Genomic DNA, 24,224 nt, shown 5'->3' on the forward strand with positions numbered 1-24,224 from the left:
CACACCCAAAGCGCCCACAGAGAGCACAGCAGAGGCCAGGCCCATCGTGGCCGGACCCACCGCCAAAGGCCCCGCTGGGACACAGATCACCCAGGTATTCGAGGACAGACTGGCGCCCCCGGATGAAAAGGCACTGAACGACCTGCCCAGCCCCAAGGAGGGAGAATCCTACTTTATCGTCCTCCATCCCGGCTATCTGGAGAAGTCCAAATACAATACGATCACGGTAGACCGAAACAGCGAGGACTACCGGGAACTGAAAAAATCCATCGAGCTCAACGGCATCAAAGACCCGGTTTTGACCCGGATCAACCCGGAGGGCGGCGGTCTGGAGATCGTGTCCGGTCAGCGCCGCCACATGATCGCCAAGGAGCTGAACTACCCTGTCCCTGCTATCATCCAGAAGCTCGACGACGCGGATGTAAAAATTCTGGTCAATGACGGCAACCTGCACCGCCCCCATATTTCCACCTATGACCTCGCCCGCGCCCTGCGCGGCAAGATGGAGGGCATGAAACAGAAAGCCGGGCGGAAGAAGAAGGGAGCCCCCACTGCCGAGGAGCTGAACAGCGACGAGAAGCTGGCCCAGGAGATGGGAATGTCGGTCAGCAAACTTAACCGTATCATCCGTCTGTCCGAGGCCACCAAGGATGTGTGCGACCGGGTGGATAATGGTAGCCTGGCTCTGTCCGTCGCGTCGGCCATCTCATTCCTGAAACCGCAGAATCAGGACGAAGTGCTGTACCTCAGTGACCTGGGATTTAAGATTTCCACGGAGCGAGTGGAGTATCTGAAAAAGGTAGAGAAAAAAGAAGGACTAGACGAGAAGAAAATTCGCCGCATTTTGAACGGAGAAAATGTGCTTGACCCACCAAAAGTCATCCCCATGCCTCAGGCTGCACCGGAGGCGCCCACCCAAAGCCAGCCTGGAGTGAACCCCGTTGCCCCGGAGGAGCCGCCCCTGCCGCCCTCTCCTGATCTGAAACCCCAGCCGGAGCAGCCAAAGCCTTCCCCCCAGGAGCGGGCCGCTCCGCCAACTCCCGCACCGGCTCCGGCGGAGCCAGGTAAACAGCCGGATCAGCACCCTGCCAAGGAGACAGCCGAGCAAAAGGGAGCACAGGATCGGCCTGAATACACCAAGGTCATCCTGGCCGGGGACCGGCTACGGAAGTATTTCCCCGATGTGACCATGACCCCCCGTGAAATCGAAGAGAGCATTTACGACGCTCTGGAGGAGCGCCGCCAGCGTTTGGAGAAAAAGGAACAGAAAAAAGATATTTTCAAGAAAAGCGGCCCAACCCGATGATAGTTGCAACGCCTCACCTTACTTCCTACAACATGACCACCAGTTTCACGCCGTCTCCTTTTCCGGGGGCAAGGACAGTACCGCTATGCTCCTGCTGATGATTGAGCGCGGTCTGCCTATCGACCTGGTGCTGACGGCGGACACCGGCATGGAGTTCCCGGAGATGTACCGACATTGGGATCGGGTGGAGCAATACCTGTTTCAGAAATGCGGTCTAAAATTGACCATTCTCCGGCACCCAAAGGGCTTTGAATGGCTTATGTTCGACGAGCCGAAAACTAAGTTATCCAGCCTGGAGAACCGAGCTATGCTGGGAGTGCCGCCATACGGGAACGGGTGGCCGGGGGTAAAAGTCCGCTGGTGTACCGGTCAGCTCAAAACCCATCTGCTCCGGAAGGAGGTCAACCGGCTCAAGGGAGAATACCATGCCCTCCACTATGTGGGCATCGCCGCTGACGAACCAGACCGTATCAGGCAGGATCAATACCCTCTTGTGGAATGGGGCATTACGGAGCAGCAAGCTCTGCAAATCTGCTATGCACACGGATTTGACTGGAGCGGCCTGTATGAGCTTTATGGGCGCTGCTCCTGCTGGTGCTGTCCATTCCAGCGGATCGGTGAGCTGCGTACCCTGCGGCGGCATCACCCCCAGTTATGGGCCCATCTGCGGGAGATGGACAGCCGTGCACTTTCACAATTCGGACATACCCCCTTGGGACAGTTTAAAAAGGACTGGACGGTAGAGGCACTGGAACGACGGTTTGCTTATGAGGAGCAAAACGGCATTCGGATACCCCCTGAACGGAAGAAGAAAAGAAATTGGAGAAACAGATAAGCGCCGCAGGGCGCTTTTTTTGCATCCATTTTCAGAAAGGAGCGGATGTACTATGCGTGTTCTCATGGTGGAGCCTGGGATGGCCCCCTATGAAAAGGAGATCAACGGCCTGGAGGAAATGCAGGCGGCGGTAGGCGGCCTGATCACCGCCAGTTACCCCTTTGCGGAACCCGTTGCCCTGGTGAGCAACGATGAAAGCATTTTTCTGGGTATGCCTTTTAACAGGAGCGTGGAGGGTGGCTACGGCGGCATCTGCGGCCCGTTCTTTGTGTGCGGGCTGAGCGGGGATAGTTTCTGTTCCCTGACGCCGGAGCAGATGGCCCGGTATAAGGCGAAATATCATCATGCGGAAATCCTGCTGGGCGCACGGGGCAACGAGCCGGTGACGATCAAGGTAGAACCACAGACTAAGCGGGGGCCGGAGCCCCCGCAGCGGAAAGGTCTCAAGCGGTGAACCATGGCCCCGGATATATGTCGGAAAATCACAAGTAACACACATTTCTTATAAAAGGAGGACTGCCTTTGAGCGACTATGAGGAACGGAAACAGGCCCGGATTGACCGCTACCGGGAACGGGCGGAGAAAGCACGCCAGGAGAGCCAGCGGTTTTCCCATGAATCTATCTCCATGCTGGAGCACATCCCGCCCGGTCAACCTATCCTGGTTGGACATCACTCAGAGCGGGGACACCGAAACCTGCTGAAACAGTCAGATAAGAAGATGGAAAAGGCCATCGCCGCATCGGAAAAGGCGGACTACTATGAGCGCAAAGCGGAAGCTGCGGAGCGCAATACCGCAATCTTTTCGGACGACCCAGAGGCCCTAACCAAGTTGACGGAGAAACTGGAGCACCTACAAGTGGCCCAAACCCGGATGAAGCAAATCAATGCCTACTATCGGAAGCATGGCACCTGCCAGGGTTTCCACGGCCTGTCCGATGACCAGGCGGAGAAGCTGGATGACCGGGTACGGAACGGCTACTCCTGGGAGAAAAGTCCCTATCCCCCCTATGCCCTCTCCAACAACAATCAGGAAATCCGCCGGCTGCAGGGGCGGATCAAGCAGCTCACCGAGGCGCGGGAGCTGGGTTATCAGGGATGGGAATTTGAGGGCGGCAAGGTCGTCGCCAACGCGGAAAACAACCGCCTGCAAATTTTCTTTGACGAGATCCCCAGCCCAGAATTGCGCCAGGAGTTGAAAAGCCGTGGTTTTCACTGGGCCCGGAGCGAGGGTGCATGGCAGCGCCAGCTCACCGATAACGCCATCTATTCCGCCAGCCGGATCAAGGCCCTCCAGCCTTCGGACGGCTCCGACCCAATGAAAATCCAGCCCAAACGCAAGCCCAAAACGGGCCCGACACGATAAAGGAGTGACTGAAACTATGGAACATAACACCAATCAGGAACGTATGCGGGAGATTGAGATTTTTGGCATCCCGGCCCTGTTCAGCCCCAACCGCGTGGCCCCCGGCGACATCTACCCCGGCCTCCACCACTACGAGCTCATGTCCAGCCCCACATTCCCAGACAGTCCCCGGCACCTCACCACGGACGCCGGGGAGAAGTTTTTGGGTACGGTGCTCTCCCCGGTGAAAATCCACCTGACGGCGGACGGTCAGCGGGAGATCGAGCCGGGCGACCTGTTCCTGGACATTGAAGCCGGGAGTTACACCCCCGCCGAGTTTGAGGAAAAGTACCTGTCCCCGGGCTATGGCCCTCAGACAGACCGCCATGGGAAACGCAGTTGACCTGATCCCATTTCTGGCCCGCGTAATGGAGGGAAACACCAGGTCCTACCGCTCTGACTTCTCCTACGATGTGGAACAGCTGACCAAAGCTGTCCAGGAGCCCAACATGGAGGAACGCGTGTTCTACTGGATGAGCCGGCCAGCCGGAACCTGGTGCGTCAAGGAACGGGAGGTATTTCTCCGCGGCACCAGCGCCCACACCATCTGGACCTACTACGCGGACCAGCCGGAGGAGATCAAAGCATACCGCGTCACCGTCATGGGTCGGGAGGATGGCCGGATCATGGGGAGCATGGTCCCGCTGGACTACCGGGAGCAGGTGCGTCGGGTGCAGAGTCAAGCCCTGCCCGCCGTCACATTGACGATCCAGTACGAAAGCGGCCATACGGTCACGCTCCCTTACCTGGAGCCGCCAAAGAAAATTGCTACGGCCTTGCCGGGACACGGCGGCATCCGCCGCATCCGCTACGCGCCGGAAAACGAGGCGGAGCTGGCCCGCGTCATTATGGAGGAACACCGCTGGCAAACTGGAAAAGTGAAAAAGCCTCCGGCCAAGCACCGCCCACATCCAGGACGTTGACGATCTCCCCCGCCGCGCACAGCGCCGCCCGTGGCGGCGCTGTCTTAGCAAGTATGTCATTTGGTAGCACAAATGACCCTTGTTAGGGGGCATGGCCCCCTAATACCCCACGAAATCGCGTCTCACGGTGAGACGTGAAACAGCGGCGGCCACCCGGCCGCCTCATCCCGAAATAAATCCCACCGTGAGACACAAAATCTGCTTGAACTGGAGGAATGAAATGCAGGAAGATTTTTCCCCCTGGGGGCAAATCCAGTATAGTGAGACCCTGATCCCCGGCATGGAACTTGTCACCACAGCCAGACATGGCGGTATTCAGGTCACGCGGGAGGCGGCGATGCTCCTATCCCCGGCGGCCAGAAAATGCGGTTTCCGGGAGGGCGGCTATCTATGGTTCGAGGAGGACTGCCAGGAACCCGTTGTCCTCCGGGAACTGATGGACAAGAAACTGTGGAGCCCGCCCAGCCATGTCAAAGACCCGGACGCATTTGAACGGGATATTGACCGCAATATCCAGCAGTACAATCCCGCCTACTGGCAGGCGCGGGAACGGGCACGGTCCAGGCCACCCAGGAAACCCGCCCGTTCTGGGCCGGGCCGGTAGTTCGCCATGCGGAGACGAAACCGCCATGTCAGCGTGTGGATGAACGAGCAGGAATACCAACACCTGAAAGCCCAGGCGAAGAAAGCCGGCCTGGGAATCGACCCCTTTATCCGCAATCTGGTGGCCGGCATCCAGCTCCGCCCCCGGCCGCCCGACGAGGTGGCCGCCCTGGTGCGGGAGCTCCACGCCATCGGCAACAACGCCAATCAAATCGCGTACTGGGCCAACGCCCAAAAGAGCGCCGCCGAGCCGGAGCTACGGCAGGCGGCGGCCCTGGTCTATGAGGCGGCCCGTCTGGTCAAGGAGCAGTTCTAAATGGCCTACGACAAAATCATCCCCCTGCGCGCCCGCCTGGATCACTGTCTGGACTATGTACTCAATGAGGCAAAGAACAGTCTGTCTTACGCCCTTGCCTATGCGGAAAATCCAGAGAAATCCCACCAGCTCGTCACCGGCGTCAACTGTCAGGCCCGCACCGCGTTTCAGGAAATGCAGGCCACCAAGCGTCGCTGGGACAAAAAGGGCGGCATCCTGGGCTACCACATCATCCACTCCTACGCCCCCGGCGAGGTGACGCCGGAGCAGGCCCACGCCGCCGGGGTGGAGTTTGCCCGCCGCCTGCTGGGGGACCGCTATGAGGCCGTGGTGTCCACCCACCTGGATCGGGAGCACTATCACTGTCACATCGTATTCAACTCCGTCTCCTTTGTGGACGGAAAGAAGTATCGGAGCGACTTTGAGAGCTACTTCGGCCAGGTGCGGGGAACCTCCAACGCCGTGAGCCGGGACTATGGCCTGTCCGTCATTCAGCCCCAGGGACAGGGAAAACACTACGCTCAATGGGACGCGGAGCACCGGGGCGGGGCCACCGTCACCGGCCTGATCCGCCAGGACATAGACGCCGCCATCCAAGAGGGCTTTATTTTTGATACCTTCCTGGCCGCCCTTCGGCGGCAGGGATATGCGGTGAAGTATGGGGCCGACGTGAAGCACACCGCCGTCCGCCCACCGGGAGCCCAGCGGTTTTTCCGCCTGGACAGCCTGGGGGACGGCTATACAGAGGCGGACATCCGGGCCAGACTGGGTGCCATCCGCTGGGGCGAGGCCCAGGAACAGCCCCAGCCGGTGCAAAGGCCCATACCCAGAAGGCAACGGCGCTATACCGTCCAGGGAGGACGCCTCCCGGAGCGCCACCCACAAAAATTACACGGTTTCCGGGCGCTCTATGTGTCCTACCTATATCTTCTGGGTATCCGCCGCCCCAGGGGGAAACGGCAATACCCCTTTCCCATCCGGGCGGAAGTGACCAAGCTCCACCGCTACCAGCGGCAGATGAAACTATTGCAGACCTACCGCATCGACACCAGCCAGCAGCTTACCATGCTGGAATCGGCATTTCAGGCCAACATCGACGCCCTGACCGAGCAGAGGAAGGAGCTCTATCAGCAAAAGCGGGCGGGGGAAGATGTGACAAGCGAGATCGAGAGTATCAATCAGGAATTACGGCGGCTCCGGGGCCAGCTGAAAACCTGCGGCCAGATCGCGGCGGATATTCCCCGCATCCGGGCCCAGGCGGAAACCTGCCACACCCAGGCCCGCCGGGAAAAGGAGGATCGGGAAAAGAACCTTGCTGCAAATCGTGAAAGCCGACCTGACCGGCATTTTGGCCCTGTTCGCTGACTACCGCCCCCAGCTTGACCCGGACAGCCTTGCGCTGGATATTCGGAAACTGGAGCGGCAGGAGGACAAGGACTATTTATTCCTGGCCCGCCGGGAAAAGAGCTATCTGTTCCCTGTGGAGGACGTCTATCTGGCGGAGAGCTACGCTAACCTCTGCTGGACGGCCTACCTGGGCTTTCCCGGCCCCCATGTGGACGCGCTGTATCTCCATGTCTCCCGCGCCGTCCACGGGCATCCCTTTGGGTGCGTTACCGTGCTGGACTACGCCGCCTCCGCCCAGGACGCGGAGCGGTTTGCCGCCCGCACCCGGCGGGAGGCCGCGCCCCATGTGCGCCGGGTGGTCAAGCACTACCGCACCCATGTTCAAATCGGCAGTACATTCGATTTTATCAAAATTTTGCGAGAAAGCAGGTGATGAATGATGGACGTCAGCGCCGAGACCGCCGATCTGGTGGTCAAGGAAAGCCTTCAGGCGACAGAGAGCGCCGCCAAACTGCTGGGGAGCGGCGTGAAGAATGTGGCCGCTCTGCTGCTTGCCATTGCCAAGGATAATTATAAGGTGGTGGGCAAGACCAATTCCAAGCGCCTGGCCCGCGACCCCGCCCCGGCGGAGGTCATCCGCATCAAAAAGGAGGATATGGGACAATTCCAGAAACTGGCGAAAGAGTTTGGCGTACTGTTCTTCTTCGCCCAGAAGAAAGGGAACGAGAGCGGCTATGTCAATGTGGTGTCTACCCAGAACTACGCCGCCCAGCTCAACGCCGTCATGGAAACCATGGGCTACTCCATCCCCCAGCAGGTTCAGGTGAAGGAGGAAGAAACGCCAAAAAAAGCGAGCACCCGCGCTCCACAAGAGAAGTCCTCGAAAGAGCGCGGGACTGGCTCGACTCCCTCTCAGACGGAGACTGCTGAACAAAAGCCCTCTGTCCGCAAGCGCCTGGAATATCTGAAATCCGTGTCGGAGCAGACACGCTCCGGGCCGGAGAAAATCAAGGAAAAAGCACGGTAAAAGGAGGAATTGATTTGAGTATCAGCGATCTAATTAAGAGCAAATCTGTCAGCGACCAAGCCCGCGTGGAATCTCTGCGGGCCGAGCGCAACAACCTGTCCGACCTACGGGACGCGGCTCTGGAGGAAATCACCACCCGGCCGGAGCTGTACCAGAAGTTTCTGGACTTGCAGGCGGACAACATCTCATGCAGCGCCGGGAATGTGGCCCTGACCATGTTCCAGATGGACGGGGCCACCAAAATTGGAACCATCAGCTTTTGGCACGAGCAGGGGCGCTATGTCCGGGAGGAATCCATGAAGGACGGGGCCAAGGTATTTGTCCCCGCCCGGAACAGCCAGCGCAGGGGCTACCTCGTGGGGGACTACTACGACGTCAGCCAGACCACCGGCAAACCGATGAAAGAGCCTGTACCCCTGGCGGAGAACACCGCCCGGATGGAATCGGCCCTGGGCGCCCTGATGAACTATTCCCCCGTGCCCATCACCGAGGGGCAGGAACTGGGCGCCCCCGCCCGCTATGATGAGCGGAATCTTTGTATCACCATCGACCCCAGCTATGGGGAGGCGGAGGTGTTCTCTGCCCTGGCTACCGAGATCGGTTACGCCAGGGGCCACGACAAGGGACGGAACATGGACTTTGATCGCCGGGACTACCAGCTGGACGCGGAGAGCATCGGCTACATGCTGTGCCGCCGGTTCGGAGTGGACTGCAAAGCGCCCCAGACCGGGGAAGTCGCCCGGCTCTATGAGGGCTACGAGCCCACCGACCGGGGCGAGGCGCTGGAGGCCCTGCGGAAAGCAGCCCGGAATATGGGGGACGGCATTGAACGGAGTATCCAGCCCCGCCAGCAGGAACGGGGCCGCCGCCATCAGGGAATCAGATAACCGGGGGCGTGCCCCCCTGGGGGGAAGATACGCCACCTGCCCCCGCCCGTCAAGGCCGCAAAATTGCTGGCGCAATTTTGCGCGAGCCGGCCAGTCTGTGGACTGGCCGGACCTTGACAGGCGGAGCCCGGCGGCGTTCTCAGTCACCAAGGGGGAGCACACCCCAAAAGCCGGCAGGAGCCGGCTTTTGCCATCGTGGGAGGTTTTTCCTCTCCCGGTGAGTTTCATTTTTATCGGAGGTTTTTTGGAGTATGAAGTACAGACGCCGAATATTCCCCGCCATGGCCGCCCTGCTGCTGGCCCTCTCCCTCTGCCCCTGCTCCGCTTTGGCCGCCGGGGACGAGGCGGCGAAAAACACGGAAACGGCCACAGCCCCCGCCCAGACAGAGCCTCCCGCACTCTACCCCGCGGAGGTTTTGGAGTACACGGCGGGAGACCTGGACGAGCCACGTATCAGCAAAACTTATGAGCTGTCCCCCACAGACGACCCGGCACTCATACCAACAGAAGATTTCGAGCGGTCCGGCCGCATTTACACCCTGCTGGACATTATCAAGGAGGACCAGACGGAGATCGATACCAAGGAGCACATTGAGGTCATCACTCTGGAGACGGACACCAACGACATGGCCGAGATCCTCCAGCTCCTGGAGCCGGAGCTGGAGATCACCACGGAGGACGGCTACACCGGCGTGCTTACCCCGGACTATCTCAGTATCCAGGTGGAGGCGTCCGGCTACGGCACGTCCTCCCGCACCGTCTCCGCCACCCGTACCTATCCCAACCTGTCCAGCGCAGACGTCTCCCTCATTCCCAAGACCACGGAGGAGGGTGGGCGCACCCTGACCCTGGCGGACGTGGACTGGCAGGAGGCGGCCACCGACTATCTGGACGGCTACGACCTGGCAATCCGCTACACCGCCACGGCCACCTACACCGGCACCGCCACCAGCAAATACGCCACCGGCTACACGGTCACGGCGGACTACAAGGGGGATGTCACCAAGACCAGCTGCGACACCGTGACCTATACCGCGATCTTCGCGTCTCACGGTGAGACGCAAAACGGGACGGAGACGGAGGCAGAGCCAGCGGGCAGCATCGACCCGCGCCTGGCCCTGATCCCCCTGGGTGTGATTGCCCTGGGCGGGGCCGGCTTTGGCGGCTGGAAGCTGGTCAAGTACCTGCGGGATAAGAAACGGGGGTATGTAAAGTAATGAAGAAAACCATCTATTCTCTGTGTGCCGCCTGCTGTCTGCTGGCGGCGCTTGCCACGCCCGCCTCAGCCCTGGACTACACCGTGGACGCGCCGGAGGCCGGACTGTTTGGCACGCCCACTTCGGACGATACCCAGTATATCACCAGGGACGAGCCGGTGAACATCGACCGGAGCAAGACGGCGGCGGTGATCCCGCCCGCCTTTGGGAGCCCCACATCCTATACCCTGAACAGCGGGACGCTGCTGACGCCCAATCTGGTGGACCAGGACTGGGCAGCCCAGGTCACAGTGTCGGGCAACGGCACGGGGGCCGTGGTCATGCCCCCCGCCCTGTCCGGCGGAGCAGTCAGCTCCGGCGGCTCGTCCTTTGCCGTCACCCAGTACACGGAGGTCACGGATGACCTCTATTATTTCGGCGGCTACCTGGGAACGCTGAAAATTCCTGCCATCGGCCTGTCCGTCAAAGTCTACCAGGGCACAGGCAGCGCCACCCTTGCCAAAGGCGCGGGGCACTTCCCGGATACCTCAATCTGGGATGGCAACTGTTGTATCGCCGGCCATAACCGGGGTGTCCGGGATGACTTTGGAGACCTCCACACCCTGGAGCTGGGGGATACCGTCACCTGGATCACCAAGCTGGGCACCCGTACCTATGAGGTAGTCAGCGTCCAGAAAGTGCTGGAGACCGATGACAGCGGCACCGCGTCCACCACAGACAACCGCATGACGCTCTACACCTGCGTCCGGGATCAGCGGGAATACCGCTGGCAGGTGCAGGCGGTTGAAGTCAAATAAATCTCACGGTGGGATTTATTTTTTCACTCTGAATTTTTGTAACAGTCTATTCTGATTGATCTTTGGCAGATGGAGGTGATGTAAAAAACAGAATACAGCGCCTCTTTCTGCCCATTTTTAAGGAGGCGCCATGAAAAAACTGCTATCCATGTTCCTGGCTTTTATCATCGCCCTGGGCCTGCTGCCCACCGGGGCTTTTGCCGCCGACAGCGTGGAGGCCGCGCTGGGCGAGGTCAACATCTATAACGGCGACTACGAGCTGGGGTATCTCTCCATCAACGGCACGGTCCGCAAGCAAATTTATACCTACTTTCTTTACGAGGCCAACGACGGGACTACCAAGGAGGCGCCGGCGTACTGTGTGAATCCAAATCAGTACGGCGTGCCCCAGACCGTGGGCCCCGGTGAGAGCATCAAATATCTGGCCGAGGAAAAGTCCAGCGATCCCAAGGTGGTGGGCATCATTTCCAATGGCTACCCCCACCGCAGCCTGGGGGAACTGGGCCTGGACAACAAGTATCAGGCATATTACGCCACCAAGATGGCCCTCTGGTGCTATCTGCTCCCCAACTGGTCCATCAATAACCTCAAGGTCGCCCCCGGCCTGACGGGGAGCGAGCTGGACATTGGCAACCGCATCCTGGCCGCTGCCAAGGACATCTACCAGCGGGGCACCACCTACAACTACATGCTGGACCCCCGCATGACCGTTACGGCGGACAAGTCCACCGCCTACCCCGTGACCATCGACGGCGAGGAGTACAAACAGCAGGTCTTTACCGTTTGGAGCGAGACCTGGGTATATGACTACGACGTGTCCGTAGCCTTTTCCGATCCCTCCCAGGTGCCGGAAGGCACGAAAATCGTGGATATGGACAACAACGAAATCACCGCCGTCACTACCGAGCCCACCGGCGACGGCTACTCAGGCCAGTTCAAAATCCTCTATCCCCTGGAGAGCGTGGCGGGCCAGACCGGGAGCGTCCAGCTCTCCCTCTCCGCGCCCGTGGCCCAATACGCGGCCATGTACGCCGTCTGCCAGGAGAAAGACCAATATGGCAATTTGCAAAATTATATCTGCGACCTGGACAACAATGTGCAGCTGGACGTGGCCGCCATCAGCAATTACGCGGACAGCCCGGAGGACGATCCCCCCGATACCGGCCTGAAAATTATCAAGCTGGAGGCGGGGACGGAGACCCCCCTGGAGGGCGCTATCTTCTCGGTGACCGGCCCGGACGGGGAGCCCATCGGCTCTTTCTCCACCAACGCCGAGGGGGAAATCCTGATCCCCCTAACCATTAGCGGCCTCTATACTGTGACGGAGGAAATCCCCAGCCGGTATCACCTGCTCCCGGAGGAGGACACCCAGCAAGTGACCGTCCGCTACGGCGAGACAGCCGAGGTCACATTCTGGAACGAGCCCTATGGTGAGCTGCGGGTGGTCAAGGTAGACGCGGACACCGGCGATGAGCTGTACGGGGCCCGCATCCAAATCAAACATATTGAGAGCGGCGCGACCTATACCGGCACCACCGACACCGGCGGCTCCTATACATTCACGGAGCTGAAGCCGGGGGCATACGAAATCGTGGAGCTCACCGCCCCGGAGGGCTGGGAGCGTGATCCCCAGACCTATACCACCACCGTTGTCACCGGGGACTGTGTGGAATACACCATCAAGAATGAGGCCCTGCCCGGCTTGAAAATCATCAAGTACGACCGGGAGAGCCATGAAACCATGTCCGGCGTCACGTTCCAAATCTGGCGGGACGGGGAACTGCTGGGGGATTACGAGACGGACGCCCTGGGAGAGATCACTCTGACCAACTGCGCGCCGGGCACCTATCTGGTCCAGGAGGTAGACACTGGGGACAGCGGCCACCTGGTGGACTCCACGCCCCAGGAAATCGAACTCTCCGCTGGGGATGGTGTCAAGCCCCTTTACTTCTTTAATGACCGCAAGCCCGGCATCTATCTGGTCAAGGTGGACAGCGCCGATCCGTCCAAGGTGATCCCTAACGCTAAGTTCAGCATTGAGGCCGTGGACGGCAGCTTTGGCCCGGCGGAGTTCACCACCGACCAAAACGGCGAAATTGACCTGTCCGAGCTGAACCCTGGGGCCTATGTAGTCACCGAGCTGGAGTGCCCTGGCTATATCATCGACCAAGCCCAGCGCATCATTCAGCTGGAGGCCAACCAGACGGCGGAGTTTGTCTTTACCAACACCATCAAACCCTCCCTCCATCTGGTCAAGCTGAGCGCGGACGGCTCCCCCCTGGCCGGCGTGACCTTCCGCATCGCCAAAATCGAGGACGGAACCCACTACCTGGATCGCACCACCAATGAACAGGGGGAAATCCTGATCTCCGACCTGGAGCCGGGCGTGTATTCGGTCAAAGAGACTTCCACCGTGGCGGACCACCTCATTGACCCGGTGGAGCATCATGTGGAGCTGTTCGCCGGAAAGACCTCCACCATCATCCTGGAGAATCAGAAACGGCCCAGCCTCACCATCCACAAGAGCGACGCCGACACCGGCGCGCCCGTGGCTGGGGCCGTGTTCACCGTCAAGGCGGCAGACGGCAGCACCATCAACGAGGTGACAACCGGGCCGGACGGCACAGCCACCCTGGAAAACCTGTTGCCCATTGTCTACGAGGTAACGGAAAAGAGCGTGCCGGAGCCCTACCTGCTGGACGCCCCCAGCCAGCTTATCACCCTATACCCCAACCGGGACTCCGATATTTTCTTTGAGAACCATAAGAAACCCACCCTCACCATCCACAAGGTAGACAGCATCACAGGCAATCCCATTGAGGGGGCCAAGTTCCAGGTGTGGTACGGCTCCAACAGCACCACTACCGGGGAACTGAACGACCTGGGGACCTATTTCACCGACGAGCGCGGCGAGATTGTGCTGGAGGGCCTGCGGGACGGCTGGTACAAGGTGACGGAGCTGGAACCTGCCCACGGTTTCATCATCAAGGAGCCCGCCACCCAGGAGGTCTACATTGAGGGCGGGGAAAGCAAATCTTTGACCTTTGAGAATGTCCCCCTCAACGCTATCGTGGTGCACAAAACGGACAGCGTCACCGGCGAGGCCCTGGCCGGGGCTACGTTCCAGCTCCGCTACCTGGGCGGCTCCTCCGGCACCGGCGGCACCGTCATCGGGCAGCGTACCACCGGCGCCAACGGCATGGCCCTCTGGACGGGCCTGGAGCCGGGGGCATACATCGTGGAGGAAATTGACCCGGCGGACGGGTACAGCATCCTCCAGAGCTCCGAGACGGTCTACCTTGCGGACAATGGGGAGCAAAGCGTCATCACCGCCCACTTTGAAAACCTCCCGGACGGCAATCTGCTAGTCCGAAAAGTGTGCTCTGTCAACCCCAGCGTGACCCTGCCTGACGCCGAGTTCAAAATCACCTACGCGGACGGCACCGTGATCGGGGACAGCAACGGCATCTATGTCACCGATGAAAATGGAGAAATCCGCATTGGCGGCCTGGAGCCGGGCAAAAGCGTCATTGTCACGGAGACACGGGCCCCGGACGGCTACGAGATCGACACCCAATCCCAGACCATCCAGATCCAGGCGGGCCGTACCGTCTCCCTTACCTTCAAAAATGAGCCCCGCGGGGCCCTGATTATCCAGAAACGGGATAGTGTGACCGGCCAGCCTTTGGCCGGCGCCCAGTTCCGCGTCACCACGGCATCCGGGTGTGAAGTGGGCCTGGATGGGGTGATTGGCGACAGCACTCTGACTCAAGCCGGGATTTTCGAGACGGACGCCAACGGCGAAATCCGCATTTCCAACCTGACCCCCGGCGCCTATGTCCTGACGGAGCTCCAGGCCCCGGAGGGGTACACCATCGACAACCCCTCCACCAATGTAGTCATCGGGGAGGGCGGAGACACCCAAACGGTGGTCATCACCAATACCCCCAAGGGCGGCCTGCTCATTAAGAAGATGGACAGCGTGACCAAGGAGCCCCTATCCGATGTGACCTTCAAGGTGACAACCGCGGACGGTGCGGTGGTAGGGACCTCCAACGGGGAGTACCGTACCGACAGCAACGGCTATATCTCCATCCCTGACCTGGAGCCGGGGACATATATCGTCCAGGAGGTGCAGGCCAAGAGCGGCTACCTGCTGGACGATACTCCCAAGACCATCACCGTGAAAGACCACCAGACCTACACCCTAGAGGTGTTCAACCAGCCCAAGGGCGGCCTTGTCATCAACAAGCTGGATTCCGTCACCCACGAGCCCCTGGAGGGGGTGGAGTTTACCATCACCGAGGCGGACGGTACGGTGGTGGACGATAACGGCGGCATGACCTCCAGCATGGGCCTCTACCGCACCGACGAAAACGGCCAGATCATCCTGGACGGTTTGGTGGGGACATTTATCATCACGGAGACCAAGACCATCGAGGGCTACACCATCCATGAGGAGACCCGCACCCAAACGGTGGTCATCAACCCCAACGACACCCAGACCATTACGGTGTATAACGACCCCATCGGCGGCGTGGAGCTGGTCAAGGTCAATTCCGCCGACAAGACCCAGCGCATCCCCAATGTGACCTTTGAAATCCGGGAGATGGACGGCGCTCTGGTGGACACCGTGACCACAGACCGAAACGGCAGGGTGTTCCTGCCTCTGGAGGACGGGGCCTACTACGCCGTGGAGATCGAGAGCGCGGAGGGCTTCAAGCTGGATGACACCCCCGTATATTTCACGGTGGAGAACGGTAAAACCACCTCCCTCCGGGTGGAAAACGAGGCCGTCAGCGGCATTCTAATCCACAAGACCTCCAGCGCCACCGGCGAGGGCATCTATGGCGTGACGTTCCTGCTTTACGACAGCACCAATACCCCCATCGGGCAGTACACTTCGGACAACGAGGGATATGTATGGATCGAGGATTTGCCCGCCGGCCGCTACTATCTGCGGGAGCTGGAGAATGAGGGCTATGTCCTGGACACAGAGAAAAAGACCGTCTATGTGAAGTCCGGGGAGACCACCGAGATCGAATGGCAGAATACTCCCATCCTGGGACAAATCCAGATCATCAAGAAATCCGCCAACGACAACCCCATCAACGGCCTGTCTGCCGGGACTCTCCTGGAGGGAGCTACGTTTGAAATCTACGACAAGGCCGGGAACGTGGTAGACACCATCCGCTCTGACAGCCGGGGCCGGGCCGTGTCCAAGCTGCTCCCCCTGGGCCGCTATACCGTCCGGGAGACCGTATCGCCGGATTATTACGCTATCAACCCCGCCGTGATGAACGCCTACCTGGAGTATGAGGGGCAGATCGTCACCTTTGAGGTGGAGAACGACAGCGTTTCCACCGGCGTCAATATCAAAAAGACCGGCCCCACCCAGGTTGTCTCCGGCCAGCCCATCCAGTACACCCTCACCGGCATTGGCAATACTTCCACTGTTCCCCTTACCTCGTACTACTGGAGGGACGCGCTGCCTGCCCAGGTGACTTTGACCCGGATCGTCACCGGCACCTACAACCAGCAGCTCGCCTACAAGATCGTCTATAAGACCAATCTCTCCGGCGACACATATCTAACCCTGGCCGACAACCTCTCCACCACACAGAACTATGTGCTGGACGCCTCACCCACCGCCCTAGGCCTTGCCGCCAACGAAAAGGTGACGGAGTTCATGGTGGTGTTCGGCCAGGTCAAGGCGGGCTTTGCCCAGGTGGAGACGCCCTATGTCCATGGAACCGTCGCCCAGGGACTTGCCAACAATTCCAGTTTCGTCAATGTAGCCGACGTGGGCGGGCTCTACAACGGCCAGTGGATCATGGGGGTGTCCCGCTGGGTGACTTCCGTGTATGCCAAGCCGGAGCCCCTGCCCCGGACGGGTTATTAAATCTCACCGTGAGACGCATTTCGACAGCAGGTGAGACCGGCCAATGAAACCACGACCTCACACCAGCGGCGTTCTCCCCTGGGTGCTGCTGGCCGTCCCCGTCCTCTATCTGGCGGCGCTCCTGGCCTCCGGTTATGAGGACGGCATGACGGTGTTTGACCTCATGGGGCGTTTCAGCACTCTGCTGGAACGCCCCTTTGCCATCCGCTGGACGCCTCATACCCCCAAATTTCTGCTGGGGGCCCTGGTGCTCTATGCCTTTTCCGTGGTGCTGTTCCAATCCACCCGGCAGAACCGGCGGCCCGGTGAGGAACACGGCTCCGCCCGCTGGGGCGACGCCAAGCAGCTTTGCCGCAAATACCAGGACAAAAACCCGGAGAACAACGTCATCCTCACCCAGCATATCCGCATGAGCCTGAACAGCCGGAAACACCAGCGGAACCTCTTGCAGATCGTGGTGGGCGGCAGCGGCTCCGGCAAGACCCGGTATGTGGTCAAGCCCAACGTCTACCTCGCCAACGCCTCCTATGTCTGCACCGATCCTAAAGGAGAACTGGCCCGGAACACCATCCCCCTGCTACTCCGCAAGGGATATGTGGTCAAAGTGTTTGACCTGGTGGATCTGGAACGCTCCGATTGCTACAACCCATTCCGCTATATCCGCAGCGACGCCGACGTGCTGAAGCTCATCAGCAACTTTATCCGCAACACCACCCCCAAGAACGCCCACTCCAACGACCCGTTTTGGGAGAAAAGTGAGACAGCCCTGGACTGCGCCCTCATGCTGTACCTGCTCCATGAGGCGCCCCCGGAGGAGCAGACCATGGAAATGATGCTCACCATGCTGGAGTACGGCGCGGCCAAGGAGGGGGACGGGGACTACCAATCCCCCCTGGACCTACTGTTCGAGGGGTTGGCCGAGGAGGACCCCAACCACATCGCCCTGCGGCAGTACCGGGTATTCAAACAGGCCCCCAGCGAGACGGCCATGAGCATCCTTATTACCGCCTCCGTCCGCCTGGCCCCGTTCACTTTGCCAGAGGTCCAGCGGATCACCGCAACGGACAACATGGAGCTGGAGAAGCTGGGGGAACGCAAGCAGGCCATCTTCTGCATCATCCCGGACAGCAACGACGTCTCGCTCAATTTCCTGGTGGGGATGCTCTACACCCAGGCATTTCAAGAGCTTTACTATCAGGCGGACAAGGTGCATGGCGGAAGTCTGCCCGTCCCTGTCCGGCTCATGTTCGACGAGTTCGCAAATGTCGCCCTGCCAGATGGATACGTCCGGCTCCAGGCCACTATGCGCTCCCGGAATGTGATGGCAACTATCATTCTGCAAAATATCTCCCAGCTCAAAGAGCTTTTCAAGGATTCCTGGGAGGGCATCATCGGGAACGCGGACGCCTTCATCTACCTGGGCGGCAACGAACAGAGCACCCACAAGTATGTGTCCGAGCTGCTGGGTAAGGAGACCATCGAGACGCGCACCTCCAGCCAGAGCAGGGGGCGCAACGGCTCCTACTCCCAAAATTTCCAGCAGGCGGGCCGGGAGCTAATGACGCCGGACGAGGTGCGGATGCTGGACAACCGCTACGCCCTTGTCCTGGTGCGTGGCGAGGCCCCGGTCATCGACGAGAAATATGACCTCATGCGCCACCCCAACATCAAACTGACCGGGGACGGCGGGGCCGCCCCCTACGTCCACGCCAGCCGCTGCCTTTACAGCGCCGACGACCTGGACTTCACCTTTACATCTTTAGACGATGTGGAGATCATCGACGAATTGTAAGGAGGAATTTGGAACATGAAAAGACCCGTATTTGACCAGAAACGGGGGCGGAGCGCCATGCGCCTGTGGACGGCGCTGGTGATCGCCCTCTCCATGCTCACCGTCCCGGCCCTGGCCGCCCCCAGCGGAAGCGGCGGCGGGAGCGACCCGCTGACCATCGTAAACAACCTCAGCGACTTTATCTTCTCCATCATCCGGGCCCTGGGCATCATCATCCTGGGCTGGGGTGTGGTGCAGGTGGGTATGTCTATCCAGTCACACGACGCCAGCCAGCGCACCCAGGGCTTTCTGTGTCTGTTCGGCGGACTGATGATCGCCTTTGCCAAGGAGATTTTGACCGCCATCGGTGTGGTATGACGGAGCGGAAATACAACCGCATCCTCTGGTGTGACTTGACGCCCAACGGGTGGAGCGTATGCTTTGAGACGCCCAACGGGGCTCTGTTCAACCGGCTCTACGTCGGGTACAGCAAGACCGAGGCCATGCGGAGGGCAAGGACAGAGCGGCCCCGGGATGACGCTATTGTGAACCGGCCACCGCCTCGCCCCCGCCGGCACAAGCGATAACGAAAAGAGGGGGATTTGTGTCTCACCATGAGACGCAAATCCCCTTTTGGGCCCCCGCTCAAAACCCAGCGAAGCGGTTTTGAGTGGGAGAGGAGGAGCAAAGAAATGAAGCGCAGTTTTCGCTGTCAAGCGGAAACGGAGCGGAATGGATTTCGCTCCGACGAGGAGGTGATTTTCTATCAGTGACAACTGGATCGTGGGACTACTGGAAAACGCCTTGTCCGGCTGGAACAGCAAGCTGGCCGAGATATGGGCCCTGCTCACTCAGACCCCAGAGACGTTCAAGGGCGGGGATATATGGCGCGTCATCACCGGCGTCAACAATGCCCTGGTGGGCGTCGGCTACGGCCTGTTAGTGCTGTTCTTTGCCATCGGCATCTTTCAGAGCGCCGCCAGTTTCCGGGACTTCCAGCGCCCGGAGTTTGCCCTGCGCCATTTTATCCGCTTTATCATCGCAAAGGTAGCCGTGGGGAGCTGCATGGAGCTGATGACCGCCATTTTCAATATCTGCGGCGGGATCATCAATACCGTCATGGGCGGCATGGGTTCCTCCATCTCCACCGCAACCACCCTGCCCACGGAGATCGTGACCGCCATCGAGAGCCTGGGCCTGCTGGAGAGTATTCCCCTGTGGCTGGTGTCTTTCCTGGGTTCTCTGGTCATCACGGTTTTGTCTTTCGTCCTGCTTTTGACTGTCTATGGGCGGTTTTTCCGTATGTACCTGTTCACCGCCCTGGCACCCCTGCCCCTGGCCTCCTTTGCCGGAGAAGGCACGTCCGCCAGCGGCAAGCAGTTTATCAAATCCTATATCGGTGTGTGCATGGAGGGGGCGGTGGTGGTGCTGGCCTGCATTATCTACTCCGCGTTTCTCTCCAGCAGCACCCCGGCGACGGACGCCACCCTGGACGCCGCCACCATGGTCTGGCAGTATGTCGGCCAGATGGTATTCAATATGCTGATCCTCACCGGCCTGGTGCGCGGCTCTGACCGCATTATCAAGGAGATGTTCAGCTTATAAATGCAGGAGGGGACGGGCCCGCAGGCCCGCCCCCTCTGTGTTTCCTGCTCAATCATCATAGTGGATGGGAATGTACTGCCCATCCTCCGTGATCTCGTACATGGGCCGGGCGGTAGCCAGCAGATAGCCCCGCGCCGCCCGTTCCTCCTGACGCCAGCGGATGATCCTCAGCGCCCACCGCAGGACGGCGTACAAAATCAGCGCCGCCAGAATGAGCAGGTATTTGGTGTGCTCCACCTCTACCCAGGCCGGCGCCACCGTCTTGACGATCATCACATACAGCACCGCCGGGAGCAGGTGGATCTTCGCCAGGAGCATCCCGGCCAGACCCACCACGAACAGGGCGCACCAGAATTGCGCCAGCAGGATCAGCAGCTCCAACATACAAAAGCCCTCCTTGTCAAGTGTTTTTCTGGAAATTCCTCAACTTTTCCTACCAATATTATCCCGCGTTTCAAAAACCTTGTCAAATTTTCGCAAGAATATGAGGTGATTTTTTATCGAGATCAAAATTCCCAAGGAAGTCCGCAAGCACAAGGAGACCATCTTTTTCGGCCTGACCGCTCGGCAGTTTTTTTGCGCTGTGATCGCCGTGGGAGCGGCCGCCGGCATTTACCTGGGCCTGGGGCCGGTCATCGGAAAAGAGACGGCCAGCTGGGTGTGCATCCTGGCCGCCGCCCCGGTCGCCCTGGCCGGCTTTTTCCACTACAACGGCCTGACCCTGGAGCAGTTCTTGTGGGCGGTGGTCAAGTCGGAGCTTTTATTTGCCGGGGGCCGGCCCTTTGCCTCCGAAAACTTCTACTACAACCTCCTGCGGCGGAAAGGGGGCCAGGACTTTGATTAAATCCCTCCTGGCCGCCAATAAGAGCGAGCGCGACAGCTTTTTCATTCCCCGGAGCGTTCAGCAGTCCATCCCCATCCGGCGGATGTATGGGGACGGAATTTGGCAGGTAGGCCGGAAACACAGCCGGACGTGGCGCTTTGCCGACGTCAACTACGCCGCCGCCTCCGAGGACGAGCAGCGCGCCATCTTTCTCTCCTACGGCGGCGTCCTGAACTCCCTGCCCACCGACGCCGCCGCGAAAATCACCATCATCAACCGCCACCTGGATCCGGTGGACTTCCGCCGCAATATCCTGATGAAAGAAAAGGGGGACGGCCTGGACAGATACCGCCGGGAGGCCAACCAGATTTTGACCCAACGGGCGGCGGAGAGCAACAATCTGGTCCAGGAGAAGTACATCACCCTCTCTATCGCCCAGCGGAAAATTGAGGAGACGCGCTCCTACTTCCGCCGGGTGGATGGCAATCTGTCCAAGAGCTTTGGCCGCCTGGACTCCGGGGCGCGGGCCCTCTCCAACCATGACCGGCTCCGCATCCTCCATGACTTCTTCCGCCCCGGAGAGGAAGCGTACTTCACCTTTGACCAGAGCGCCTGCATCCGGCGGGGCATGGACTTCCGGGACCTGATCTGCCCAGATGGAATTTCGTTCAAATCCGGCCACTTCGAGATGGGGGACAAGGTGGGCCGCGTCCTATTCCTGAAAGACTACGCCAGCTACATCAAGGACAGCATGATCTCCGACCTGTCTGACTTCTCCCGGAGCCTCATGCTGTCCATCGACATTCTGCCCATCCCCACCGACGAGGCAGTACGGGACGTGCAGAATCAAATCCTGGGCATCGAGACGGACATCACCAGATGGCAGCAGCGGCAGAACGACAAGAACAACTTCACCGCCTCCGTGCCCTACGAGCTGGAGCAGCTCCGGGGAGAGACCAAGGAGTTTCTGGCCGACCTCACCGAACGCGATCAGCGCATGATTTTTGCCGTGGTCACTCTGGTCCACATCGCGGACAGCATGGAGCAGCTGGACGCCGACACGGAAACCCTTATGTCCATCGGACGGGAGCACCTGTGCCAGTTCTCTATCCTGCGCTACCAGCAGGAGGACGGCCTGAACACCGTCCTGCCCTATGGCCTGCGCCGGGTAAAGGCCCTGCGTACCCTCACCACCGAGAGCGCCGCCGTCCTCATGCCATTCCGGGTGCAGGAAATTCAGGACCCCGGCGGCCTGTCCTACGGAGTCAACGCCATTTCCAAGAACCTGCTGATCTGCGACCGCAAGCGGCTCATTTCCCCCCACGCCTTTTATCTGGGCGTGTCTGGCTCCGGCAAATCCGTCGCCATGAAGTCCACCATTGAAAATGTGGCTATGGCGACGGATGATGACATTATCATCATCGACGCCGAGCGAGAGTACGACGACCTGGCCCGCGCCCTACTGGGTACTGTCATCGAGATTTCCCCCCACAGCCCCCACCACATCAACCCTCTGGAGCTGGGAGACGGCTACGAGGACGGGGAGAGCCCCATCGCCGTCAAGTCCGAGTTAATCACCACCATTCTGGAACAGCAGATGGGGGCGGGCCGGGTGACGGGCAGCCACAAATCTATCATCGACCGCTGTACCGCCAATGTCTACCACAGCTACTTCCACAGCCACGGGAAAGCCCCCGCGCCCCTGCTCACCGACTGGCGGAATGAGGTGCTCAAACAGGTGGACCCGGAGGCGCGGGAGATCGCCCTGGCCGCCGAGCTGATTACCGAGGGCAGCCTGAACGTCTTTGCCCACCCTGGGAATGTGGACATGAACAACCGGCTCACCGTCATTGACCTGTACGAGATGGGGGAGCAGCTCCGGCCCACCGCCCTGGTGGTCACGCTGGAGGCCATCCAAAACCGGGTGATGGAGAACCGCAAAAAGGGCAAGTATACCTGGGTGTTTATTGACGAGGCATATTTGTTTTTCAAGTTCTACTACTCCGGGGAATTTCTCTACCGGGCCTGGAAACGGTTCCGCAAATACGCCGGCATTATGACCGCCGCTACCCAGAATGTGGAGGAGTGCCTGCGCTCTGAGACGGCCCGCCTCATGCTGGCAAACTCCGAATTTCTCCTGCTATTCAACCAGGCCGCCACCGACCGGGCGGAGCTGGCCAAGCTCCTCCACATCTCCGACACCCAGCTGGGCTACATCACCAACGCCGAGCCCGGACACGGCCTGCTCCGTATCGGCGGCTCCCTGGTGCCTTTCTCCAACACCATTCCCAGGGACACCGAGCTCTACCGGCTCCTGTCCACCACGCCGGGGGAAAAGTAAAAATGCCGTCGAAAAATAAATCTCACCGTGAGACGCAAATGGAGGGCCCCTTGACCCTGGGGAGCCTCTTTGACGGCATCGGCGTGTTTCCACTGGCCGCCAGCCGACACGGGATCATCCCTTGCTGGGCCAGTGAGATCGAGAAAGCTCCCATCTCCATCACCAAGCGCCACTTCCCCCGCATGGAACACCTGGGGGACATTACCAAGCTGGACGGCGGGGCCATCCCCGCCGTCCACATCATCACCTTTGGCTCACCCTGCCAGAACCTCTCCAGAATAGGAGATCGAACCGGCCTGGCAGGGGCCAAGTCCAGCCTGTTCTATCAGGCCATCCGAATTATCCGAGAAATGAGGGATGCCACTGGAGATCAGTTTCCAATTATCGCTGTTTGGGAGAACGTTGCCGGAGCGATGCTATCAAATGACCGGCTGGATTTTCTTGCCGTCCTCCAGTCTTTCCGGCCGGACGCCGAAATTCCAATGCCTGCCTCTGGACGATGGGGATACGCCGGAATGGTGGGAGGGGGACGCCCCGATCTGGCATGGAGGATCATGGACGCCCAATACTGGGCAAGCCCCCGCCTGGCACGGCGGCAGCGCATCTTCCTCGTGGCGGATTTTGGAGGGCAGCGTGCTGGAGAAATACTGTTTAAGCCCCGCCCAATGCTCCCGCTTTCTGCGCCTGGCACAGCGGGCGGGCTGTCCGCCCCCCAGGGAGATCGAGGCCCTTTTCTTGAAACAGGGGGGCGTGTACCCGTCGTCCGCCCCTTTCAGCTATTCCGTATGCGCGGGGCCGCCAAAAATCAGGAGCACATCCGCTTCCGGGACAGCTTTGGATTCCCAACTGACCCTTTTTCCACCCTTTTAGCCAGTGAAGTGGCCCCCTTTGCCTTCTGGTATGAGGATGATCCCCTGGGCGGCTGCATCCGCTTTCCCACAGAGCGGGAATGTGAGCGGATGATGGGGCTCCCGGAGGGGTGGACGCAGTACGGGGCGGATGGAGAACCCATCCGCCCCGTACACCGATACCGGGCCCTGGGCAACGCCATCGCCCTGCCCTGCGCCGACTACATTATGGCCGGGATCGCGGAGGCGCTGAACCATGTCGAAAAATAAAT

Annotated in this window: 22 protein-coding genes; 21 read left to right on the forward strand and 1 reads right to left on the reverse strand. The window is 60.0% G+C overall.

Going from position 1 to position 24,224, the window contains the following annotated elements; all coding sequences use genetic code 11:
- The 18 genes from B5E56_RS13335 to B5E56_RS13425 form a co-directional block, all read left to right on the forward strand.
- The coding region (locus B5E56_RS13335; protein WP_143383180.1) for a ParB/RepB/Spo0J family partition protein at positions 1 to 1,306 on the forward strand (1,306 nt) is incomplete at its 5' end.
- Positions 1,275 to 2,141, forward strand: a complete 867-nt coding sequence (locus B5E56_RS13340) for a phosphoadenosine phosphosulfate reductase family protein (protein WP_275532732.1) — start codon at positions 1,275 to 1,277, stop codon at positions 2,139 to 2,141. The genes B5E56_RS13335 and B5E56_RS13340, both read left to right, overlap by 32 nt.
- Positions 2,142 to 2,193: 52 nt before the next feature.
- Positions 2,194 to 2,595 (forward strand): DUF3846 domain-containing protein, encoded by a 402-nt coding sequence (locus B5E56_RS13345; RefSeq protein ID WP_158098732.1) that lies wholly within the window; start codon positions 2,194 to 2,196, stop codon positions 2,593 to 2,595.
- Positions 2,596 to 2,663: 68 nt separating this feature from the next.
- Positions 2,664 to 3,506, forward strand: a complete 843-nt coding sequence (locus B5E56_RS13350; protein ID WP_158098733.1) for a DUF3560 domain-containing protein — start codon at positions 2,664 to 2,666, stop codon at positions 3,504 to 3,506.
- Between the two features lie 16 nt (positions 3,507 to 3,522).
- Positions 3,523 to 3,888 carry an LPD28 domain-containing protein gene (locus tag B5E56_RS13355; protein WP_087390995.1) on the forward strand — a complete coding sequence of 122 codons (366 nt, stop codon included), beginning with the start codon at positions 3,523 to 3,525 and terminating at the stop codon, positions 3,886 to 3,888.
- Entirely contained in the window at positions 3,872 to 4,468 is a 597-nt protein-coding gene (locus B5E56_RS13360; protein ID WP_158098734.1) for a hypothetical protein, read from the forward strand. The genes B5E56_RS13355 and B5E56_RS13360 overlap by 17 nt, the downstream gene beginning before the upstream one ends.
- Before the next feature lie 220 nt (positions 4,469 to 4,688).
- Positions 4,689 to 5,072, forward strand: a complete 384-nt coding sequence (locus tag B5E56_RS13365; RefSeq protein WP_087341407.1) for a DUF7007 domain-containing protein — start codon at positions 4,689 to 4,691, stop codon at positions 5,070 to 5,072.
- Positions 5,073 to 5,078: 6 nt separating this feature from the next.
- Entirely contained in the window at positions 5,079 to 5,387 is a 309-nt protein-coding gene (gene mobC / locus B5E56_RS13370; protein WP_087391001.1) for a plasmid mobilization protein, read from the forward strand.
- Positions 5,388 to 6,752: a relaxase/mobilization nuclease domain-containing protein gene (locus tag B5E56_RS13375; protein WP_087391004.1), complete on the forward strand. Its 1,365-nt coding sequence runs from the start codon at positions 5,388 to 5,390 to the stop codon at positions 6,750 to 6,752.
- On the forward strand, positions 6,700 to 7,167 hold the full coding sequence (locus B5E56_RS13380) for a hypothetical protein (RefSeq protein ID WP_143383181.1): 468 nt from the start codon (positions 6,700 to 6,702) through the stop codon (positions 7,165 to 7,167). Before B5E56_RS13375 ends, B5E56_RS13380 begins: the two co-directional genes overlap by 53 nt.
- A gap of 3 nt (positions 7,168 to 7,170) precedes the next feature.
- Complete coding sequence (locus tag B5E56_RS13385; RefSeq protein WP_087391010.1) at positions 7,171 to 7,761, forward strand: PcfB family protein; 591 nt, start codon at positions 7,171 to 7,173, stop codon at positions 7,759 to 7,761.
- A gap of 14 nt (positions 7,762 to 7,775) precedes the next feature.
- Complete coding sequence (locus tag B5E56_RS13390) at positions 7,776 to 8,648, forward strand: hypothetical protein (RefSeq protein ID WP_087391013.1); 873 nt, start codon at positions 7,776 to 7,778, stop codon at positions 8,646 to 8,648.
- Positions 8,649 to 8,899: 251 nt separating this feature from the next.
- Positions 8,900 to 9,865 (forward strand): hypothetical protein, encoded by a 966-nt coding sequence (locus B5E56_RS13395; protein WP_143383182.1) that lies wholly within the window; start codon positions 8,900 to 8,902, stop codon positions 9,863 to 9,865.
- Positions 9,865 to 10,662 (forward strand): class D sortase, encoded by a 798-nt coding sequence (locus tag B5E56_RS13400; protein WP_087391017.1) that lies wholly within the window; start codon positions 9,865 to 9,867, stop codon positions 10,660 to 10,662. Before B5E56_RS13395 ends, B5E56_RS13400 begins: the two co-directional genes overlap by 1 nt.
- A gap of 130 nt (positions 10,663 to 10,792) precedes the next feature.
- Positions 10,793 to 16,564 (forward strand): SpaA isopeptide-forming pilin-related protein, encoded by a 5,772-nt coding sequence (locus B5E56_RS13405; protein WP_158098735.1) that lies wholly within the window; start codon positions 10,793 to 10,795, stop codon positions 16,562 to 16,564.
- A 43-nt stretch (positions 16,565 to 16,607) separates the two neighbouring features.
- Entirely contained in the window at positions 16,608 to 18,356 is a 1,749-nt protein-coding gene (locus B5E56_RS13410; RefSeq protein WP_087391020.1) for a VirD4-like conjugal transfer protein, CD1115 family, read from the forward strand.
- 15 nt (positions 18,357 to 18,371) lie between these two features.
- Positions 18,372 to 18,713 (forward strand): glutamyl-tRNA amidotransferase, encoded by a 342-nt coding sequence (locus B5E56_RS13415; RefSeq protein ID WP_087391023.1) that lies wholly within the window; start codon positions 18,372 to 18,374, stop codon positions 18,711 to 18,713.
- A gap of 387 nt (positions 18,714 to 19,100) precedes the next feature.
- Positions 19,101 to 19,940 (forward strand): hypothetical protein, encoded by an 840-nt coding sequence (locus tag B5E56_RS13425; protein WP_087391028.1) that lies wholly within the window; start codon positions 19,101 to 19,103, stop codon positions 19,938 to 19,940.
- A 48-nt stretch (positions 19,941 to 19,988) separates the two neighbouring features.
- On the opposite strand, the gene B5E56_RS13430 is transcribed toward B5E56_RS13425, so the two are convergent.
- A complete protein-coding gene (locus B5E56_RS13430; protein ID WP_087391031.1) occupies positions 19,989 to 20,324 on the reverse strand; it encodes a hypothetical protein in 336 nt (111 codons plus the stop codon).
- Positions 20,325 to 20,451: 127 nt separating this feature from the next.
- Here B5E56_RS13430 and B5E56_RS13435 point away from each other — a divergent pair, with 127 nt between their 5' ends.
- Genes B5E56_RS13435 through B5E56_RS13445 form a run of 3 tightly spaced genes read left to right on the forward strand, consistent with a single transcriptional unit; the run spans position 20,452 to position 24,222 of the window.
- Positions 20,452 to 20,784: a PrgI family protein gene (locus tag B5E56_RS13435; protein WP_275532733.1), complete on the forward strand. Its 333-nt coding sequence runs from the start codon at positions 20,452 to 20,454 to the stop codon at positions 20,782 to 20,784.
- Complete coding sequence (locus B5E56_RS13440) at positions 20,777 to 23,104, forward strand: VirB4-like conjugal transfer ATPase, CD1110 family (protein WP_087391036.1); 2,328 nt, start codon at positions 20,777 to 20,779, stop codon at positions 23,102 to 23,104. The genes B5E56_RS13435 and B5E56_RS13440 overlap by 8 nt, the downstream gene beginning before the upstream one ends.
- Before the next feature lie 38 nt (positions 23,105 to 23,142).
- On the forward strand, positions 23,143 to 24,222 hold the full coding sequence (locus B5E56_RS13445; protein WP_087391045.1) for a DNA cytosine methyltransferase: 1,080 nt from the start codon (positions 23,143 to 23,145) through the stop codon (positions 24,220 to 24,222).
- Positions 24,223 to 24,224: the final 2 nt, after the last annotated feature.

The sequence above is a fragment of the Flavonifractor sp. An112 genome (assembly GCF_002161085.1).
Lineage (GTDB): Bacteria > Bacillota > Clostridia > Oscillospirales > Oscillospiraceae > Flavonifractor > Flavonifractor avicola.

Coding starts and splice junctions, on each gene's coding strand:
- B5E56_RS13395 (WP_143383182.1), top strand. CDS start 8,900: ATGAAGTACAGACGCCGAATATTCCCCGCCATGGCCGCCCTGCTGCTG.
- B5E56_RS13345 (WP_158098732.1), top strand. CDS start 2,194: ATGCGTGTTCTCATGGTGGAGCCTGGGATGGCCCCCTATGAAAAGGAG.
- B5E56_RS13430 (WP_087391031.1), bottom strand. CDS start 20,324: ATGTTGGAGCTGCTGATCCTGCTGGCGCAATTCTGGTGCGCCCTGTTC.
- B5E56_RS13360 (WP_158098734.1), top strand. CDS start 3,872: ATGGGAAACGCAGTTGACCTGATCCCATTTCTGGCCCGCGTAATGGAG.
- B5E56_RS13365 (WP_087341407.1), top strand. CDS start 4,689: ATGCAGGAAGATTTTTCCCCCTGGGGGCAAATCCAGTATAGTGAGACC.
- B5E56_RS13385 (WP_087391010.1), top strand. CDS start 7,171: ATGATGGACGTCAGCGCCGAGACCGCCGATCTGGTGGTCAAGGAAAGC.
- B5E56_RS13410 (WP_087391020.1), top strand. CDS start 16,608: ATGAAACCACGACCTCACACCAGCGGCGTTCTCCCCTGGGTGCTGCTG.
- B5E56_RS13415 (WP_087391023.1), top strand. CDS start 18,372: ATGAAAAGACCCGTATTTGACCAGAAACGGGGGCGGAGCGCCATGCGC.
- B5E56_RS13405 (WP_158098735.1), top strand. CDS start 10,793: ATGAAAAAACTGCTATCCATGTTCCTGGCTTTTATCATCGCCCTGGGC.
- B5E56_RS13375 (WP_087391004.1), top strand. CDS start 5,388: ATGGCCTACGACAAAATCATCCCCCTGCGCGCCCGCCTGGATCACTGT.
- B5E56_RS13355 (WP_087390995.1), top strand. CDS start 3,523: ATGGAACATAACACCAATCAGGAACGTATGCGGGAGATTGAGATTTTT.
- B5E56_RS13400 (WP_087391017.1), top strand. CDS start 9,865: ATGAAGAAAACCATCTATTCTCTGTGTGCCGCCTGCTGTCTGCTGGCG.
- mobC (WP_087391001.1), top strand. CDS start 5,079: ATGCGGAGACGAAACCGCCATGTCAGCGTGTGGATGAACGAGCAGGAA.
- B5E56_RS13445 (WP_087391045.1), top strand. CDS start 23,143: ATGGAGGGCCCCTTGACCCTGGGGAGCCTCTTTGACGGCATCGGCGTG.